An 18,192-nucleotide genomic window follows, 5' to 3' on the forward strand; every position below is an offset into this window, starting at 1 on the left:
CGCGCGAGGCACTTGAAGCCGTAGTCAATAAGTAAATTATTTCGAAAACAGTACAATAGCGCAGGGCGGCCATGTCGGGCACCAGCATCACGTTGACCGACATCTGCCGCAGGCGCTTGACCAACCCATGAATACGCTGCTCGGCGGCCCAGGGCAGGGTGATCATCACCTGGTTGACCTGTTCGGAGCGGATCAGCTTTTCCAGGTCGCGGGTATTGCCCAGCAACGGCAGGTTGCTCAACTCCTTGGGGATGCGTTCGGTGCGGTCGTCGATAAAACCGATCAGGCCCGAGCGAATGTCACCGTTGCGTCGCAGGTGGTCGGCCACGTGCACGGCGGTGTCGGTGAAGCCCAGGATCACGGTGCGTTGCAGGTATTTGCCGCCCTTCATCAGGTGGCGGTACAGGCGCAGCATCAGCACCCGCTCCAGGCCGAACAACGCAAGGCTTGCGATGTACCAGACCACCAGGTTGCGGGGGTTGAATTGCGGGAACATCGCCAGGATCTGGTACATGAACAGCAAGATGCAAAACGCCGACGACCAGGCCACCAGCATGGTCCTGAAGCGCAGGCGATTGCTGAACAACTCTTCGGAATACACGCCCAGGGCGTGGAACAGAATCAGCGTCAGTACCGCGAAAAACACCAACAGGCCCAGGAAATGGCTGCGCAGTTCAGGCGCCATGGGCTCGGGGTAAAAGGCTAAAACCAGCGCTGGCAAAATGGCGGTGGCGCCGTGGATCAATTTCACAAAAACAACAAAAAACTCGATGAAACCAGCCCGGGTCAGAAACAGGCTGTCGACAGACGACTTGTCACGCATAACACATCCCTCATTGCACGCCAGGGCTTCCATGTTCGACTGCTCATCCGTAAGGCAGGGGTCGCATTACAAATGTCGCGAATCCAACGATGCTTCTCTGGGTAATACGCAATTACCAATCTTGTTTACGGGGAATTTGCGCAGTAGTGGCTAAAGGATGGTTCTCTTTGTATTGGTCGTCAAGGTTTTGACTTTACTTTGAGAGTGGCGTTCTAGGCACATCAGGTAGGGTTCCCCTCGACAAATAATTGACAAGATCGTTCTATTTTTTTTGGTTTGTTGTTAAAAATGCTGGCGTTTTGGAGTGTAGGAACAAAAATCAGAATTTTCCTGCAAGGTGCAGAAGCTTTTTTTTGACGGGGTGTAGGAAGGGGGACAAGCGGGGTTCACGCGGGGGGCGCCAAGGGCGTTCGACGGTCGAGTGGGTGAGGCGATGGAAGCGCACCGGCTCCCACCGCACCCACCGGTTCAGCCCAATCGCGCGGCCGCCCTGGCGACGATTTCGGCGCGGGCCTTGCGCGACGATGCCGTGCGTTGGCGAGCGTCTTCGAGCACCGCCACCGGTGCGGTTTCTGGCCGGCCTGCGTTAAAGGGCGGGGCGGGCGCGTACTCGATCTGCAATTGCACCCGTTGCGCTTGTGCTTCGCCGTACAGTTCGGCCACCAGGGTCAGGGCAAAATCGATCCCCGCCGTAATCCCGCCACCGGTCAGCAGGTTGCCGTCACGGACCACGCGCTCCTGCACCGCGATGGCGCCCAGCGGGGCCAGCAGGTCGTGATAGGCCCAATGGGTGGTCGCCCGGCGCCCGCGCAACAAACCGGCGGCGCCCAGCACCAAGGAGCCGGTGCACACCGAGGTCACATAACGCGCCGTCAGCGCTTGGGCCTTGAGAAACGCCAGGGTCGGCGCGTCTTCCATCAACGGCCCCACGCCTGCACCGCCGGGTACGCAGACCACGTCCAGCACCGCGCACTCGTCGTAGGTGGTGGTAGGCGTGAACGCCAGCCCGGTGCTTGAGGCCACCGGCGAGCGGTCTTTGCCCACCAGGTGCAGTGTCACGTCCGGCAAGGCGCCCAGTACGTCGTAGGGCCCGGTGAGGTCCAGTTGCTGGAGGCCGGGAAACACCAGAAAGCCGATCTGCAAGGTCATGCGCAAACTCCTGAGGGTGGGGTGGACGGCTCCACTCTAGTGGCCTAGGCTTTGGCGCATACGCCATACAGCCCACTAATTACGCCAAATCATGCCCAAGATCATCCATGTCCTCGCGTTTCCCAATGTGCAGGTGCTCGACGTCACCGGGCCGCTGCAAGTGTTCGCCTCGGCCAACGACCTGGCGCGTTCCCAGGGGCTGGCGGTGCCTTATGCGGTCAACGTGATTGCGGCGCAGGCCGAGCCGGTGCTGACCTCTGCCGGCCTTGCGCTGGTGGCCGCGCCGCTGCCTGCCGCGCATTTGCCCTGCGACACCCTGGTGATCGCCGGAGGCTGGGGCGTCTACGGCGCCGCCGAAGACCCGGCGCTGGTCGACTGGGTTCGCCACAAGGCCGTGCAGGCGCGCCGAATGGCCTCGGTGTGCACCGGCGCGTTCCTGTTGGCGGCCAGCGGTTTGCTCGACGGCTGCCGCGTAGCCACGCACTGGACCCGGTGTGAAGAGCTGGCGCGCAAATACCCGAAGCTTCAGGTGGAAGCCGACCCGATTTTTATCCGCCAAGGCGCGGTGTGGACCTCGGCCGGGGTCACCGCCGGTATCGACCTGTGCCTGGCCCTGGTGGAAGCCGACCTGGGCCGCGCCGCGGCACTGGAAGTGGCGCGTCACCTGGTGGTGTTTCTCAAGCGGCCCGGGGGGCAGGCGCAGTTCAGCGTGACCTTGTCCCTGCAAGAGGGCGGCAGCCGGTTTGCCGAGCTGCACGCCTGGATCGCCGAACACCTGCACCTGGACCTGAGCGTCGCCACCCTGGCCGCCGAGGCGGGCATGAGCGAGCGCAGCTTTGTGCGTCACTACCGCAACGCCACCGGCCAGACGCCCGCCCGCGCCGTGGAGCTGATCCGCGTGGAAACCGCACGCCGCCACTTGGCAGACAGCAGCGCCTCGATCAAGCGCATCGCCGTGCAATGCGGTTTTGGCTGTGAAGAAACCCTGCGCCGCAGCTTTCTCAGGGCCTTGTCGGTGACACCCCAGGCTTACCGCGAACGGTTTGCGCCGAGCAGTTCCAGCAGCGCATCCAGCGTGGCCTGCGGCGCCTCCTGAGGAATGTTGTGGCCCACGCCCGGCAACACCTGCCGGCGATAAAACCCGCTGAAGTGCGCCACGTCATCATCCACCTGCGGCGCAGGCCCCACGCCGTCATCGGCCCCGCACAACGACAGGGTCGGCACCGAAATCACCGGCTGCAACGCCAGCGCCTGCTCGATCGACTCCAGCGCCGGGTCGCCGGGCGCGTACATGAACCGGTGGCGATAAGAGTGGATCACCACCTCGACAAAATCCGGGTTATCAAACGACGGCGCGGTGTGGGCATACAGCGCGGGCCCCTCGGCCCAGGTCGGTGACCACAGCGACCAGAGCAACTGGCACAGCTCAGCCCGATTGGTCGTCAACCCGTCGGCGCCCCGCTGGGTGTGAAAGTAGAACTGATACCACAAGCGGTGCTCCTTTTCTGGCGCCCTGGGTGTGATCGATTTGGCGATGTCCTGAATGTTGTACCCATCCCCCGTGACCAACCCGCGCACCCGCTCCGGCCACAACGCCGCGACGATACACGCCGCGCGCCCGCCCCAGTCATACCCCGCCAGCGTGGCCGTGGCGATGCCCAGCGCATCCATGAAATCCAGCAAGTCCTTGCCCAGCGCAGCTTGCTGGCCGGAGCGCATCACCTGCGCATCCACAAAACGGGTAGGGCCGTACCCGCGCAAATACGGCACCAACACCCGATAACCGCGCGCGGCCAACACCGGCGCAATCGCGTCATAGGCGCGTGGGTCATACGGGAAACCGTGCAACAGAATCACCGCCTCCCCCTCCTGCGGGCCATGGGCCTCGTAGGCGATATCGAGCAGGGGGGTGCGGGTGTAGAGCAGCGGTGCGATAGCGGTCATGGCAATCCCGGGGGGCGATCAAAGGTGTGACCACTGTAGCCGGTGGGTGTGACGTGCGTAGGTGTGAATGACGACGATTGGTTGACTTGTCTAGCCCGCGTGCCGGGTGGGATGGCGTTCAAATCTGCGCATGGCAGATAACGTGCTTGAAGTGATGCCGCCACAACTCCACCCCCAACTGGCCGGTGCGGTCCAGTGAGGAACCCACGGTCAGGTCGCTGATCAGCGTCGGCTGCAACCCGGCGTCAAACAGCGCGAACCCGGCGGCCAGCACGCAGGTGTCGGTCTGGATGCCGCACACCAGCACACGCTCTGGTGCGAGGCTTTTGAGGTGCAGGAGGGTGTCGGGCGTGGGCGCGTAGCCGTGCTTGATGAAGATGCGGTCGGCGGCGATCAGGCTGTCGTCATCCGGCGCGGGTTGCCAGCCCAATTGGCGCGCGAAAGGGGTGACGCTTTCGTCATGGCGCTCCACTGTCGCCACCGAAGGCATCCGGCCCAGCAGGCGGTTGATGCCCTCCACCAGCCAGTCGGGCGGGGCGAAGGAGGGTTGCACATCGATGATCAGTAGAACCTGGCGCATGGCGTTTCCGGCAACGGTGGAAAGGCCAGGCAGTTTGCCTGACAAACACCGGTTACCACAAAAGCCGGTTCAGCCCCAAAGCGCAGGCGCCAGGTGAGTGCAGGTGGCCACTCACTCTGCAGTCCCACTTACCGCCACCGACGGCGGCCCGCGCTTAGGGCTGCCACGTGGTCTTCTCCCCACTCAGTTTGCGATCCAGAAACGTCGCGGCACTGATCAACGCCAAATGACTCAAGGCCTGCGGTGTATTGCCCAAGTGCCGCGCCTGGCCGTCAAACTCTTCGGCATACAGGCCCAGCGGGTTGGCATAGCGCAAAAGCTGCTCGAACTCCAAATGCGCCTTTTCCACCTGGCCAGCCCGGGCCAGGCATTCCACGTACCAGAACGAGCACGCCACAAACGCACCTTCGGTCCCTTGCAGCCCGTCTATCTGGCTGTCGTCGTTGCGGTAGCGGTACACCATCCCGTCGCGCACCAGGCTTTTCTCGATTGCTTCCAATGTGGACAGCCAGCGCGGGTCGGTCGCGGCGACAAAGCGCACCAGTGGCATCAGCAGCATCGACCCGTCGAGCGCCGTGCTGCCGATATGCTGCACAAAATGCCCGCGTTCTTCGTTCCAGAAGTTGCTCCAGATGTCGGCGTAGATCGCCTGGCGGGTTTCATCCCAGCGGGCAAACGGCGCGGGCAGCGAGCGTTTGGAGGCCAGGCGGATCGCCCGGTCCACCGCCACCCAGCACATCAGGCGCGAGTGCAGGAAGTGGTGCTGCTCGCCGCGCATTTCCCAGATGCCCACGTCTTGCTGGTTCCAGGTTTCGCACACCTGGTCCACCACTTCCACCGTGTGTTTCCAGCCCTGGTGAGAGATGGCCTCACCGTATTTATTGACCAAATACACGGCGTCCATCAGCTCGCCAAAAATATCCAACTGCACCTGCGTGTAAGCCTCGTTGCCAATACGCACGGGCCGCGCACCGCCGTGGCCGCTCAGGTGGCCCAGCTCGGTTTCGGGCAGTTCCTGGCGCCCGTCGAGGCCATACAGGATATTGATTTTCATCGGCTGCCCGCAGCAGTCGCTCACCCGGCCCTTGAGCCAGCGCATGTAGCTGTTGGCTTCCTCGACAAACCCCAGGCGCATGAACGCGTAGACGGTGAAGGAGGCGTCGCGGATCCAGGTGTAGCGGTAGTCCCAGTTACGTTCGCCGCCCGGGGTTTCGGGCAGGGCGAAGGTGGCGGCGGCCAGGATCGCGCCGTGCTTGCGCGAGGTCAAAAGCTTCAAGGCCAGGGCCGAGCGGTTGACCATTTCGCGCCAGCGCCCGCGGTAGTTGGACTGGCTGATCCAGCCGCGCCAGAATTTCAACGTGCGTTCCAGGTGCCGATCGGTGTCACCGCTTTTGACCCGTGGGTCTTCCACGGCCCCCAGCACCCACTCGGCGCCTTCGCCCTGCTGGAGGGTCAAGCAGGCCACTGCGGCGTCGCCGTCCACTTGCAGGTCATGGCTGCTGGCCAGGCGCAGGCCGGGTTGGCCGGTGGCACTGAAGCACGCATCGCCGCTGTCCAGCGACACCTCGGTGCGCGCGCGGGCGTAGTCATGGCGCACCGCGCAGCGCATGTGCAGCGTGGCCTTGCCGCTGACGACCCGCACGCGGCGCACCAGCAGCGGCAGGTCATCGACCTCTTCGCTGACGGTGAGCAGGTCGGTGATCTCCACCACGGCCTCATCGCTCAGCCAGCGGGTTTGCAGCACGTTGGTGTCGGGCAGGTAGATCTGCTCGCGGCGGGCGTCGGGCAGGTCGGGGGTCAGTTGGAAAATCCCCGCGTCGGGGGTGTCCAGCAGCGCGCAGAAAATGGACGGGCTGTCGAATTCCGGCCAGCAGAAAAAATCCACGCTGCCCTTGTCGTTGATCAATGCCGCGCTGCGCATGTCACCAATGATGCCATGGGCATCGATCGCACTTTGTGCCTCGTTTTTCAAATCAACCATTGCCACGAAACTCCGGATAAAGGCTCATGCCGCCGTCAATGAACAAAGTGCTGCCCACCACATAATCGGAGGCGTCACTGGCCAGCCACACCACCGCGTTGGCGACGTCCTGCACATCGCCCACGCGGCCATAGGGGATCAACTTGAGCAGCGCCTGCTCGGCCTCGCCTTCAGTGGCGGCGCGGTTGATGGCCGTGCGAATCGCCCCTGGCGCAATGCCGTTGATGCGGATGCGCTGTGGGCTCACTTCTTGCGCCAGGGTGCGCATCAGCAAATCGACGCCGCCTTTGGAGGCGGCGTAATTGACATGCCCGGCCCACGGGATCTGCTGGTGCACCGAGCTCATGTGGATGATTTTCCCGGCGGCCCGCGACACGCCTTCACGAACCCCCTGGCGATTGAAAATACGCAGCGCCGCCCGCGCGCACAGGAACTGGCCGGTGAGGTTGACGCCAATCACTGCGTTCCAGTCGTCCAGGGTCATGTCCACGGCGGCGGCGTCCCGTTGCAGGCCCGAATTGGCCACCAGAATGTCCAGGTGGCCAAACGCATCCAGGGTCTGTGCAAACAGCCGCTCCACGTCCGCCTCGCGGGACACGTCGGCGCCAATCGCAATCGCCCGGCCACCGTTGGCGTTGATCTGCGCCGCCAGCGCTTGGGCCGGGGCCGGCTGGGCGTTGTAGTTCAACACCACCGCCGCCCCGGCCTCTGCCAGCGCCTTGGCCGCCCCCGCCCCAATCCCGGAACTGGCGCCGGTGACCAGCGCCACTTGTTGCTCCAACGAAATGCGCATTGCCTGTCCTGCCTTTTCAGAGAGTCCAGTCAGCTGACTGGTGGCACGCGGTACAAGTTCAGCGCTGCGTGGCGGGCGCAGGCGCGGGGCCTGGGGCTGACCTGTCATAAGTGACAGTAGATGCGCGGGCGCCCTTACCCGATGCTGTGGGCTCCTTGAGCCCTGCCAGTGAAGCTGATGAGACAGGCCCTCGCCGCGCTTTTTTTCCTGTTGGTCATCACGGGGGCCCCGGCCGCTCCCCGTGACGCTGCCGAGCGCGAGGTGTTCCTCCGGGCGCTGGTCGCGCGCATGACCCCCGAAGAAAAGGCCGGGCAACTGCGGCTGGTGAGCCACGAGGCCACGCAGACCGAGCGCCTGGAACAGGTGGCCAACGGGCAGGTGGGGGGCCTGTTCGGCATGGCGACACTGCCCGAACTGCGCGCCTTGCAGGACGCCGCCGTGCAGCGTAGCCGGTTGGGCATTCCGTTGTTTTTCGGCTTTGACAGCGTGCACGGGCACCGCACGATTTTCCCCATCGGCCTGGCGTTGGCGTCCAGTTGGGACCCCCACGCCGTGGCGCTGAGCGCCCGCATCACTGCGCTGGAAGCAAGTGCCGACGGCCTGAACATGACCTTTGCGCCCATGGTGGACATCAGTCGCGATGCGCGTTGGGGGCGGGTGTCCGAAGGGTTGGGCGAAGACACGTACCTGGCCTCGCGCATGGCCGCGGTCATGGTGCGGGCCTTTCAAGGCCAGGACCCGTGCGCCCGCGGCAACCTTATGGCGGCGGCCAAGCATTTTGCCCTGTACGGGGCGGCGGAAGGCGGGCGTGACTACAACGCCGTGGACATGAGCCTGCGGCAGATGCACCAGCAGTATTTTGGCCCTTACCAGGCGGCGATCCAGGCCGGGGCCGGGGCGATGATGGTCACGTTGGGGTCGGTCAACGGCGTGCCTGCCACGGCCAATCGCTGGCTGTTGCACGAGGTGCTGCGCGAGCAGATGGGCTTTGGCGGGCTGGTGCTGAGCGATCATGGCGCGGTGCAGCAGTTAATCGCCCACGGCGTGGCCGGCAACGCCGCCGAGGCCGCGCAACAGGCCCTTCAGGCTGGTGTGGAAATGAGCATGAATGACACGTTTTATGCCCAGGCGTTGCCCGCGCTGATCCGCTCGGGAGCCATCGCCGGGCCGGTCATCGATCAGGCCGTGCACGATGTGCTGGCGGCCAAGTACGCCATGGGCTTGTTTGACGACCCCTATCGACGCCTCGGCAACGCCGCGCAAGGCCCTGTTGAGCACCGCCGGTTGCATCGCGCATACGCGCGGGACGTGGCGCGCAAAACCCTGGTGCTGCTGAAAAACCGTGCGGCGACCTTGCCGCTCGCGCGCAGCGCCACGCTGGCCGTGATCGGCCCGTTGGCCAAGAGCCGCCTGGACATCCTGGGCAGTTGGTCCGCCCTTGGCGACCCCCACCAGGCGGTGAGTGTGTATGACGGCTTGCAACAGGTGGCGGGGCCAAGGCTCTTGTATGCGCGAGGTGCCAACGTCACGCAGGACCCGGACGTGATCAGCTACCTGGGCGATGACGAAATCGAATTCGACCCGCGCCCGGTCGCGCAGATGATCGACGAAGCGGTGCAGGTCGCTCGCCAGGCCGACGTGATCATTGCCGTGGTGGGGGAGGCGCGCAGCATGTCCCACGAGGCCGCCAGCCGCACCCGCCTGGATTTGCCCGGGCACCAGGGCGAGTTGATCAGGGCCCTCAAAACCACCGGCAAACCGCTGGTGCTGGTGTTGATGAACGGGCGGCCGTTGGCGATTGGCGAGCAGGTCGAGCAGGCCGATGCCGTGCTGGAAACCTGGTACGCCGGCACCGAGGGCGGCAATGCGATTGCCGACGTGCTGTGGGGCGACTACAACCCGTCGGGCAAGCTGGCCATGACCTTTCCCCGCTCTGTCGGCCAGGTGCCGGTTTATTACAGCGTGCTCAATACCGGGCGCCCTTACATACCCGGTGAGCCGCGTAATTACACGTCGCAGTATTTCGACGAGCCGGTGGGCCCGCTGTTTGCGTTCGGGCATGGCTTGAGTTACACGCGCTTTGGCCTGTCGACGGTGAGGCTGTCGAGCAAAATCATGCCGCGCAACGGGCAAATAACCGCCCAGGTCACCTTGACGAACACCGGCGCCCGCCGGGGAGAAACCGTGGTGCAGCTGTACATCCGCGACGTGGTCGCCTCGGTCAGCCGCCCGGTCAAGGAACTCAAGGGGTTTGAAAAAGTCATGCTGGAGGCGAGCGAACGCAAAGTCATTACGTTCGCCCTGGGTGAACACGACCTGAAGTTTTACAACGCCCACCTGCAGTACGCCGCCGAGCCCGGCACGTTCGAGGTACAGATCGGCCTGGACTCGGTAAACGTTGAAACGCAGCGCTTCGAGCTGCGTTAAGTCATTTCGGCGCCTTAAGCCCTTGGGTGTTCGCGACGTGTGACCACAGGCTCACGGGGCGCCCACGCTGGGCAAAAAATTCCATCTCGCGTTTGATCCCGCCGCTCAACTCCCACCCTGGCAAGTCCAGCACGATCAGCTCGTCCAGCAGTTCCATGAACACCGCATCCACGGGGGCCCAGAGCTTGCCGATGGCCGCGTTGTCTTTGTCCACAAAGGCCAGGTTGATCGGGTGCGACATGGACACTTGGCTGAACACCGCATGCCCGGCCTCGATGAGGCGGGCTGCCACCTGGTTGCAGGCCAGGAAACGCTCGTGGACCACGCTGGCATCGGCGTGGCTGTAAGGGCAGGCGAGAAAAATCTTGCGCATAAAAACCTCTTTTTATGTGGATTAATTGTGTGAAATATGTTGATTTATTGACCGTTATTGTCTGTTTCAGCCGTCCCTCACTCACTTATGGAGCCGCGATGCGCCCCAACGAACGCCGCCAGCACATCCTCGAACTGTTACGCCAACGCGAACGCATCTCCGTTGACGAACTGGCCCGTACCTTGGGTTCCTCGCAAGAAACCATCCGCCGTGACCTGGCCGACCTGAGCGACGCAGGCCAGGTCACCAAGTTTCACGGGGGCGCCTCGTTGCCGCCGCGGGGCGAGCACGAAAACGCGTTCCAGACCCGCATGAACGAGTTCTCCCAAGAGAAACGCGCCGTGGCGCGCTACGCCGCCGGGCTGTATTCGCCGGGCGACAGCCTGTTGATCGACACCGGCACCACCACGCTGTTTTTTGCCCGGGAGCTGTCGCGGCTCAACCGCATCACCGTGATCACCAACTCCCTGCAAATTGCCGAGAGCATCGGCGCCAGCGGCAACCGGGTGTTCATGATCGGTGGCGAGTACCGCCCCGAATCCAACCAGAACAGCGGCCCGCTGGCGCTGGAGCAGATCACCCGCTTCAACGCCGAACATGCGGTGGTCACCATCGGTGCGCTGAGCGTTGACGGTGCGTTCGACTTCTCCATCGAAGAGGCCGAAATCGCCCGCGCCATGATTGCCCGCGCGCGCTACCTCACGGTGATCGCCGACGCGTCCAAGCTGGGCCGCAGCGCCTTGTTCCAGGTGTTCCCCCTGGCGCGCATCGACCGGTTGATCATCGACCGCAAACCCGTGGGGGAACTGGCCGCTGCCCTGGCCCGCGCCAACGTCGAGGTGCACGAGGCGCCGGCCGGTCAGAAAGCCGATTGGTAATTACAGGTAATGCTGGATCGGCGGCATCTGCTCCAACTGCTTGCGCCGGGTCAGCCACACGCTGGCAAACACCAGCGCCCCCACGCCGATCAGGCCGAGCACGTAGTACTGCGCCACGCGAAAGTCCGCCGGGATGATGAACACGCACAGCTCCACGAACAGCCACAGGCAGGCGCCGGCCACTACCGGCCATTCCCACTTGCCCAGGGTGAAGTCGTCGGCGTGGTGCAGGTGTTTGTGGCGGGTGCCGATGTACAGCAACACCGTGGCGCTGTAGAGCAGGGCGGGCAGCAGGGTGGCGGCGCCCAGGATCTGGGTGAGGGCGTCGGCGTCGCTGTAGAAGCTGGCCACGATGATCATCGGGATCAGCGCCGCCACCAGCGTTGCCCACAGCGGGCCGCCGGTGGGCCGTGGGACATAGCTCAACGCGTCGGAAAACGGCAGGCGGCCGTCACGGGCCATGGCGTGGATCAGGCGGCTGTTGCTGGTCATGATCACCAGGCCGCACGCGAAGATCGCCACGCACACCACCACCAGGATGATCTTGCTCAGGGTTTCGCCCAAAGTGATGCGAATCACATCGGCCACTGGCGCCGAACTTCTGCTGAGCTCGGCCACCTGGTCGCCCAGGCCCATGCCGATCACCATCAGAAACAGCGTGCCCATGACCCCGCTGGCAAGCACCGCATGCACCATGGCACGCGGCACCACTTGTTTGGGGTTGAGGGTTTCTTCGGCGAGGTTCGCCGCCGCTTCCCAGCCCACCAGGGTGAAGGCGCCGAGCAGGCCCGAGAGCATGAACGGGCCAAGCCAGCCGTAGTAATGCTCGGTGGGGGCAATGCCGGTGGACAGCAGGTTGGAGGCGTGGCCCTTACCGAAAAAGGTCACGGCAATACCGATGCCGACGATCAGGCCGATCATGGCGATGACTTCGGCGCCCACCGCCATGTTGTTGATCCAGGTAAGGATCGGCGTCGACCAGATGATCAGCAGCATCTGGATAAACAACACCACCACCGTGGTGATCGCCCCGGCGGCGGGGGAATAGTCCAGCCCCAACAGCGGAAACAGCGCCACCTGCGCCAGCCCGTAGTCCACCGCCAACAGCACCACGGCGATAAACGCAAAGCTCATCCAGCCAAACCACCAGCCCAACACCGGGTTGACCAGGCGGCTGGCCCATTGGTAGCTGAAGCCCGACAAAGGGATTTTGCTGGCCAGCAGGCCGAACACCAGGGCCACCAGCAAGGTGCCAAGGGTTGCGATGGGCCAGGTCCACATGCCGATGGGGCCACTGGAGATCAGCACCGAACCGTAGGTGGAAAACAACCCGGTGGTGATCGAGATAAACGAGAAGGCGACGGCGAAGGACTCGAACTTGCCCAGGGAGCGTTCAAATTGTTCCTTGTAGCCGGTGCTGCTCTCGGACGAGGTGTGCGCACTTGAGAGAATCTCAGACATCGCAATGTCTCCTTCAATAAAAACCAAGGACAAGACTCAGCCCGCCGGTCGAGTCAACGACCGGCGAAACCTGAGGCTTAACGGGGGTAACGCACTGGGTATGCCAGGGTGTTTTCTTGTTGTGGTTTTGCCTGTTTCAACGCAATGGACCGGTCATTCCCTTGGCCGTGGTGCCGGTGACGACAGGCCTGTCGTCACCGTTCGCTCAGCGCCAGCTGCGACAGCGCATGACGGCTTCGCTGAAGGTGTCCCCCCAGCCCTGGGCCGTCGCCGCGCTGACCTTGGGGTAAAACTCGGTGCGGGTGTTGCGCGGTATGGTCAGTTGCACCCCCAGCCCGCGTGCGGCCAGGGCGGCGCAGCCCAATGCGGTGAGTTCGTCAAAGCGCTGGGTGACGATGCACCGTTGCAAGGCGTCGGCGAGAAACTGCGCAAAGTAGGGGCTGCGCGCCAGGCCGCCATCGATGCACAGGCGATCGGTGACGCTCAGGAACTGGTCCATCGCGTTGATCACTTCGACGCTGCGCAGGGCCACGCCTTCCAGCACCGCCTGGCACATGTCCTGGCGGGTGGTGCCGCCGTGCATGCCCACCCACAAGGCCGCGGCGCTGCGGTCCCAGTGCGGGCAGGCCAGGCCCGACAGCGCGGGCACGAACGCCAGGCTGCGGCCGATGGCCGGGGGCTCGTCGAAGCTTGCGAGTTCAGAAAAATCGTTGAACAAGCCCAGTCGCCCGGCCCATTCCACCGCGGCGCTGGCGTCGTACACGCCGCCGTCCATGGCGTAGACAGGCTTGCCATCGACTTGCCAGGCGACGGTGGCCAGCAGGCCTTTGTCGGGGGCGCGGATGATCTGGTCGCCGGTCAGGGTCAAGGCAAAGGCGCCCGTGCCAAAGGTGATCTTGGCGTCACCGGCATTGCGGCATCCGTGGCCGTACAGCGAGGCTTGCTGGTCGACCACCGAGGCGGTGACGGGGGTTGCGCCGATCTCGCCAAAAGAACCGACGGTGTCGCGAATCGGCGGCAGGGTATGCAGGGGCACGCCAAACAGCGCGCACAGCTGCGGGTCCCATTGCCCGGTGGCAAGGTTCATCAACGAGGTGCGCGAGGCGGTGGTGATGTCGGTGGCGAACACCCCGGTGAGGCGGTCCAGAAACCACGCGTCACTGGTGCCCAGGCGCAGGCGGCCGGCCTTGAGTGCCTGTTGCGCGGCGGGCAGGTGCTGCACGATCCAGCTCAGTTTGCTGGCGGAAAAATACGGGTCCAGCGGCAACCCGGCGCGCTCCAGGGTCAGCGCCTCGCCGCCCGCGGCGCGCAACTGTTCGATGGCGGCGCCGGTGCGGTTGTCTTGCCACACGATCACTGGCGACAACGGCTCGCCGGTGAGCGCATCCCACGCCAGGCAGCTTTCCCCCTGGTTGGCCAGGCCGATGGCGTCGACATGCCCGGTGGCTTCCAGGCAACGTTGCAGGTTGGCCAGCAGTTCCAGTGGATCGTGTTCGACCCAGCCCGGTTGCGGGTGATGCTGCTGGTGACGCAGGGCCAGCTGGATATCGGCCGAGCCGTCTTGCGTCACCACCAACACGCGGGTGCTGGTGGTGCCCTGGTCCAGGGCGGCAATTCTCATGGTGTCTCTCCTCGGCGGGTTTCGGGGGTATGGCCGACAAAGTCGACATCAAGTTGCTGGATGCTCGCGCTGAGCCTGAGGCGGGCGATGGGGATCAGGATGCGGCGCTCCGGCAGGCAGGCCAGCGTGCGGCTCCAGATCGGCTGGCCGTCGGCGCGCACGGTCAGTACGCCTTGGGTGGCCTTGGCGACCCGCAATTGCAAATGTTCAAGGCCGGCGACGCCGGTGGGCGCGAACCGCTGGGGCACGCACAGCTTCAGCGGCGCACTGCAGGTGATCGCCAGCGTGTGGTGGGCGCGGGGGATTTCGCCGCGCAGGTCGCGGGCCAGCAGGCGGGCGATCTTGCGCCCTTCGCGCCAGGACCAACCGGCGGTTTCCACCGGGCGCAGCAGGTTGCCCGCGGCGAAGTAGGCCGGGTCGGAACAGCGGCCGTACTGGTCGATGACCGGGCCGCCGCTGGCCGGGTCCAGGTGCAGGTGGCTCTGGCGCACCAGGCTGGCTTCGGGCAGGAAGTTGCCGGTGAGCAACACGCCGTCACACGGCACGCGCTGCACCTGCCCGTTGGCCAGGCGCACGCTGGCGGCCTCGACGCGGCCCGTGCCGTGGATCTCCAGCAATTGGGCACCGTAATGCACCGGCACCCCGCACAGCTTGGGGAACAGCGACAGCGGCCAGCGGGCGGTGGCGCGCATGTTGGTTTCGATCATCGCCACGGGTTTGATTCCGGCACGGCGGCAACTGAGGATCGACGACAAGCTGACCAGCTCCGTGCCGACAATCAGCGGCCGCTCGAATGGCTTGAGGTTGTGCAAGTACAGGTAGGTTTGCAGCGCTCCCGTGTTGATCACCCCCAATGGCCGGTCGCCGCCGATCAAGCGCGCCGAACGCGGGTTTTCGCGCACGCCGGTGGCCAGCAGTACTCGTTGGGCATGCAGGGTCGAGGGGCCTGAGTCGCTGACCAACTGCAGGTGGCCGCCAGGCTCCAGGTGGGTGACGGTGTGCCCCAGGCGCAGGTCGACACCGGCGCTGATGGCCTCGTCCACGTTGCGCCGGGCGTAATCCGGCCCGGTGTAGAGCCGGCCGTACTCCCGGAACCCGAACGGCGGGTGCCCGCAGTGGCGCGGCACGCCACCGGCGAGGTTTTCACGCTCGATCACCACCACGTTTTGCACGCCTTGGCGGCGCAGCTCGACGGCCGCCGACAACCCGGCCGGACCGCTGCCGATAATCGCCACGTCTACCTGTTCAGGCTTCATGGGCAACCCCCGTGGCTAACGGCAGGGCGAGACGCCCGGCGCTCAATTGGGCGACACGGCCGCCGCAGTAAAAGCCCTGGCAGCGGCCCATGCAGGCGCGGGTCCGGCGCTTTAAGCCGCCGAGGTCGCCGGGGGGCAGGGGGCTGTCGAAGGTTGCCTGGATTTCCCGCGAGGTCACCCATTCGCAGTGGCACACGATCTCGCCGTAGCCCGCCTGCTGGTAATCCCTGGGCAAGTGCTCGGCCAGGTTTGGCAATTGCGGCCAGGTCAATGACGTGAGGGCCTCATGGCGCCGGTCATACACCTGGAACACGTGACGGGCGATGCCCAATGCGGCGGTGAGCCCGGTGGAGCGAATGCCGCCGACGGTAATCCAGTGATGCTCGGCGTGCCGGTGAATGCGGTATTCCTTTTTGTCACTGGCCGGGCGCAGGGCCGCGTAGGTGGCGGTGACGGGCATGTCGGCCAGGGCGGGGATCCGTGTGACGGCGGCGTCGATCAGCTGCGCCAGCACCTGAGGGTTCAGGGCGGCGTGCACGCGGTCGTCCTGTTCTTCGGCGGTGGGCCCCACCAGCACATTGCCAAACACGGTGCGGGTGATGACGATGCCTTTGGTGCGTTCGTCGGGCACCGGCAACACGATGTGGCCGAGCAAGCGGGCGGCCGCCTTGTCAAACACCACGAACTGGCCTTTGCGCGGGTGGATGCTAAAGGTGCGGGTGCCCAGCAAGCGTTGCTCCAGCAGGTCGCCGAACAGCCCGGCGCAGTTGATCACCGTGCGCGCGCGGTGAGTGCCGTGCGGGGTGGACAGGTGCCAGCAGTCGCCGTCGAAATGGCCGTCTTGGACCTCAGTGCCCAGCAGCACCCGGGCACCGTGGGCGATGGCCTGGGACAGATAACCCAGGGGCGCCGACCACGGGTCTATCAGAAATTCGCCCGGCACCACCACGGCGCCGAGCGCAGTGTGGGCCAAGTGCGGCTCGGCGCGACGTACCTGCGCTGCGTCGATGCGGTGGGCATCGTCCACGCCATTGTCGTGGGCCTGTTGCAGGATGCCGTCGAGCTTGCTCAGGTCGGCCTCGTTCCAGGCCACCACCATGGCGCCGGATTCAAGCAGCGGCAGGTTCATCTGCCCGTGGATCTGCAGGTACTCCTGATAGCCCGCCTGCATACACGCCAGTTCGACGCTGGCGCTTGGCGCATCAAAGCCGGTGTGCAGGATGGCGCTATTGCCTTTGCTGGCGCCCGAAAGAATGTCGGCGCCTTTTTCCAGCAGCAGCACTTTCGCGCCTTCAAGGGTAAAGCGGCGGGCCATGGCGCATCCCACGACGCCTGCGCCGATGATCGCGACATCATAAACATCGGGGTGGTCAGGGAAAGGTTTACTCATGGTGGGGCGTGTCCCTTTGGCAAGTAACGTAAAACAGGTGATGCGGGATAAGGGAGCAGTGAATGTGCCAGTCGTGGTTTTAGGTGTGGAACTGTTGGTTAGTGGGGGCGTGATTCGGTCATATCAAAAAAATACGGGTGATGGCGTGTGGGAATAAAACAGGCAAGGGCGCGGCTTAACGTTTCAATTGACTGTTTTTTAAAGGGTTTATTGTTTTTTTGAAGATCGATTAAATCGCCATGGCGTTAAGGGTCGTGTGGTTTCGGCCAACTGATACTTTGCTACACAACTGCGCAAGTTCACGTTACAGCTGCACACAAATGGCGCGGTACTTAGCGATTTAACAACTAAGTCTAAGTTGAAAAACAACTATCGATGTGGAAGTTGACGGCGAAAAAGTTTAAAACGGTCATTGAACTGCACAACCCTGACCGATAGCGGGCATTTAAAACTCAATATCCACTTTTTAAACCCACAATGGCGTATTCCCTGCGAGGCATCCCGGTGTAGTCACGCCATACAACCGTTGTGAAACCGTGTTTAAACAAGAAGAGGATGTTCCATGCGTAAGTTCGCAATCATTGAAGCGCCGTCCGTGCTCGGCCACATCTCCACTCACCTGGGCGTGGCCCGCATGCCCGAGGTGCTGCTCAAGGCCGGCCTGGCCGAGCGTCTGAATGCGCGCCACGCCGGTCGGGTGGAATCGCCGCAGTGGCGGGTGGAGCGGGACCCGGAAACCGGGATCATGAACCCCCATGCCATCAACGAATACTCCATCAGCCTGGCCGACAAAGTGGGCGAGGTGCTGGACAACGGCGAGTTCCCGGTGGTGCTGGGCGGCGACTGTTCGATTTTGCTCGGCACCCTGCTGGGGCTCAATCGCCGGGGCCGCTTTGGGCTGTTCTACCTCGACGGCCATGCCGACTTCTATGAGGCCGAGAAAAACCCGATCTCCGGCGCCGCCTCTGCAAGCGACCTGGGTTATGCCACGGGCCGTGGCCCGGACGTGGTGGCCAATATCGAAGGCCGCCGCCCGTTGTTGCGTGACGACGACGTGGTGCTGTTCGGCTACCGCGACGGTGCGATCCAGGCACGCAACCGTTGCCAACCGATCCCCGAGGACCTGCTGGCATTCAACCGTCATGAAGTGCGCGTGCTGGGCACGGAAAATGCTGCCGATGAAGCGGTGGCGCACCTGACCCGCGTCGACGGGCCGGAGGGCTTCTGGATTCATGTGGACGTGGACGTGCTGGACCAGAGCATCATGTGGGCCTGCGATCACCCCCAGCCGGACGGTTTTTCGTGGGACGACCTGAGCACCGTGTTGCGCACGGCCATGCAGTCACCCCGCGCCATCGGTATTCAGTTCACCATTTACAACCCCGACATGGACCCGGGCTACCTCAGCGGCCGTGGCCTGGCCGGCACCGTCGGCAAGGCACTGGCACCGTTCGCCCATCGTTAAGGAAATCCTGAAGAAGACTTCCAAATATGGTGAAATACGCCGATCCCGTTG

The 18,192-nt window shown here is 64.1% G+C and carries 15 protein-coding genes; 4 read left to right on the forward strand and 11 right to left on the reverse strand.

Annotation, left to right across the window (positions count from 1 at the left end):
• Both ACW9H9_RS26460 and ACW9H9_RS26465 read right to left on the reverse strand, forming a co-directional pair.
• On the reverse strand, window positions 1-823 hold an 823-nt coding region (locus ACW9H9_RS26460; RefSeq protein WP_457346275.1), incomplete at its 3' end, for a nucleoside-diphosphate sugar epimerase/dehydratase.
• A gap of 468 nt (window positions 824-1,291) precedes the next feature.
• Window positions 1,292-1,972 (reverse strand): DJ-1/PfpI family protein, encoded by a 681-nt coding sequence (locus tag ACW9H9_RS26465; RefSeq protein WP_457346274.1) that lies wholly within the window; start codon window positions 1,970-1,972, stop codon window positions 1,292-1,294.
• 91 nt (window positions 1,973-2,063) lie between these two features.
• On the opposite strand from ACW9H9_RS26465, the gene ACW9H9_RS26470 reads away from it, so the two are divergent.
• A complete protein-coding gene (locus tag ACW9H9_RS26470; protein WP_457346273.1) occupies window positions 2,064-3,068 on the forward strand; it encodes a GlxA family transcriptional regulator in 1,005 nt (334 codons plus the stop codon).
• Here ACW9H9_RS26470 and ACW9H9_RS26475 read toward each other — a convergent pair.
• From ACW9H9_RS26475 to ACW9H9_RS26490, 4 genes are all read right to left on the reverse strand, one after another.
• A complete protein-coding gene (locus ACW9H9_RS26475; protein ID WP_457346272.1) occupies window positions 3,002-3,916 on the reverse strand; it encodes an alpha/beta fold hydrolase in 915 nt (304 codons plus the stop codon). The genes ACW9H9_RS26470 and ACW9H9_RS26475 overlap by 67 nt on opposite strands.
• 118 nt (window positions 3,917-4,034) lie before the next feature.
• The gene (locus ACW9H9_RS26480; protein WP_457346270.1) at window positions 4,035-4,496 is read right to left on the reverse strand and encodes a cysteine hydrolase family protein; all 462 of its coding nucleotides are present in this window, start codon (window positions 4,494-4,496) and stop codon (window positions 4,035-4,037) included.
• 154 nt (window positions 4,497-4,650) lie between these two features.
• Window positions 4,651-6,477, reverse strand: coding sequence for a glycoside hydrolase family 15 protein (locus ACW9H9_RS26485; RefSeq protein WP_457346269.1), 1,827 nt, complete (start codon window positions 6,475-6,477; stop codon window positions 4,651-4,653).
• The gene (locus tag ACW9H9_RS26490; protein WP_457346267.1) at window positions 6,470-7,270 is read right to left on the reverse strand and encodes a glucose 1-dehydrogenase; all 801 of its coding nucleotides are present in this window, start codon (window positions 7,268-7,270) and stop codon (window positions 6,470-6,472) included. The genes ACW9H9_RS26485 and ACW9H9_RS26490 overlap by 8 nt, the downstream gene beginning before the upstream one ends.
• A 177-nt stretch (window positions 7,271-7,447) precedes the next feature.
• On the opposite strand from ACW9H9_RS26490, the gene bglX reads away from it, so the two are divergent.
• Window positions 7,448-9,697, forward strand: coding sequence for a beta-glucosidase BglX (bglX, locus tag ACW9H9_RS26495; RefSeq protein ID WP_457346266.1), 2,250 nt, complete (start codon window positions 7,448-7,450; stop codon window positions 9,695-9,697).
• 1 nt (window position 9,698) lies between these two features.
• Here the strand turns inward: bglX and ACW9H9_RS26500 are convergent, their stop codons facing one another.
• Complete coding sequence (locus ACW9H9_RS26500) at window positions 9,699-10,070, reverse strand: DUF1937 family protein (RefSeq protein WP_457346265.1); 372 nt, start codon at window positions 10,068-10,070, stop codon at window positions 9,699-9,701.
• A gap of 98 nt (window positions 10,071-10,168) precedes the next feature.
• On the opposite strand from ACW9H9_RS26500, the gene ACW9H9_RS26505 reads away from it, so the two are divergent.
• Window positions 10,169-10,948 (forward strand): DeoR/GlpR family DNA-binding transcription regulator, encoded by a 780-nt coding sequence (locus ACW9H9_RS26505; protein ID WP_457346264.1) that lies wholly within the window; start codon window positions 10,169-10,171, stop codon window positions 10,946-10,948.
• Here ACW9H9_RS26505 and ACW9H9_RS26510 read toward each other — a convergent pair whose 3' ends face one another.
• The 4 genes from ACW9H9_RS26510 to ACW9H9_RS26525 all read right to left on the reverse strand — a co-directional run bounded on the left by ACW9H9_RS26510 (window position 10,949) and on the right by ACW9H9_RS26525 (window position 16,676).
• Complete coding sequence (locus ACW9H9_RS26510) at window positions 10,949-12,409, reverse strand: amino acid permease (protein ID WP_457346263.1); 1,461 nt, start codon at window positions 12,407-12,409, stop codon at window positions 10,949-10,951.
• A gap of 205 nt (window positions 12,410-12,614) precedes the next feature.
• Window positions 12,615-14,030 carry an FGGY family carbohydrate kinase gene (locus ACW9H9_RS26515; RefSeq protein ID WP_457346262.1) on the reverse strand — a complete coding sequence of 472 codons (1,416 nt, stop codon included), beginning with the start codon at window positions 14,028-14,030 and terminating at the stop codon, window positions 12,615-12,617.
• On the reverse strand, window positions 14,027-15,286 hold the full coding sequence (locus ACW9H9_RS26520) for an NAD(P)/FAD-dependent oxidoreductase (protein ID WP_457346261.1): 1,260 nt from the start codon (window positions 15,284-15,286) through the stop codon (window positions 14,027-14,029). Before ACW9H9_RS26520 ends, ACW9H9_RS26515 begins: the two co-directional genes overlap by 4 nt.
• Entirely contained in the window at window positions 15,276-16,676 is a 1,401-nt protein-coding gene (locus tag ACW9H9_RS26525; protein ID WP_457346260.1) for an FAD-dependent oxidoreductase, read from the reverse strand. Before ACW9H9_RS26525 ends, ACW9H9_RS26520 begins: the two co-directional genes overlap by 11 nt.
• Window positions 16,677-17,238: 562 nt before the next feature.
• Here ACW9H9_RS26525 and ACW9H9_RS26530 point away from each other — a divergent pair.
• Window positions 17,239-18,141, forward strand: coding sequence for an arginase family protein (locus tag ACW9H9_RS26530; protein WP_457346259.1), 903 nt, complete (start codon window positions 17,239-17,241; stop codon window positions 18,139-18,141).
• Window positions 18,142-18,192: the final 51 nt, after the last annotated feature.

The sequence above is a fragment of the Pseudomonas sp. SDO5215_S409 genome (assembly GCF_054071325.1).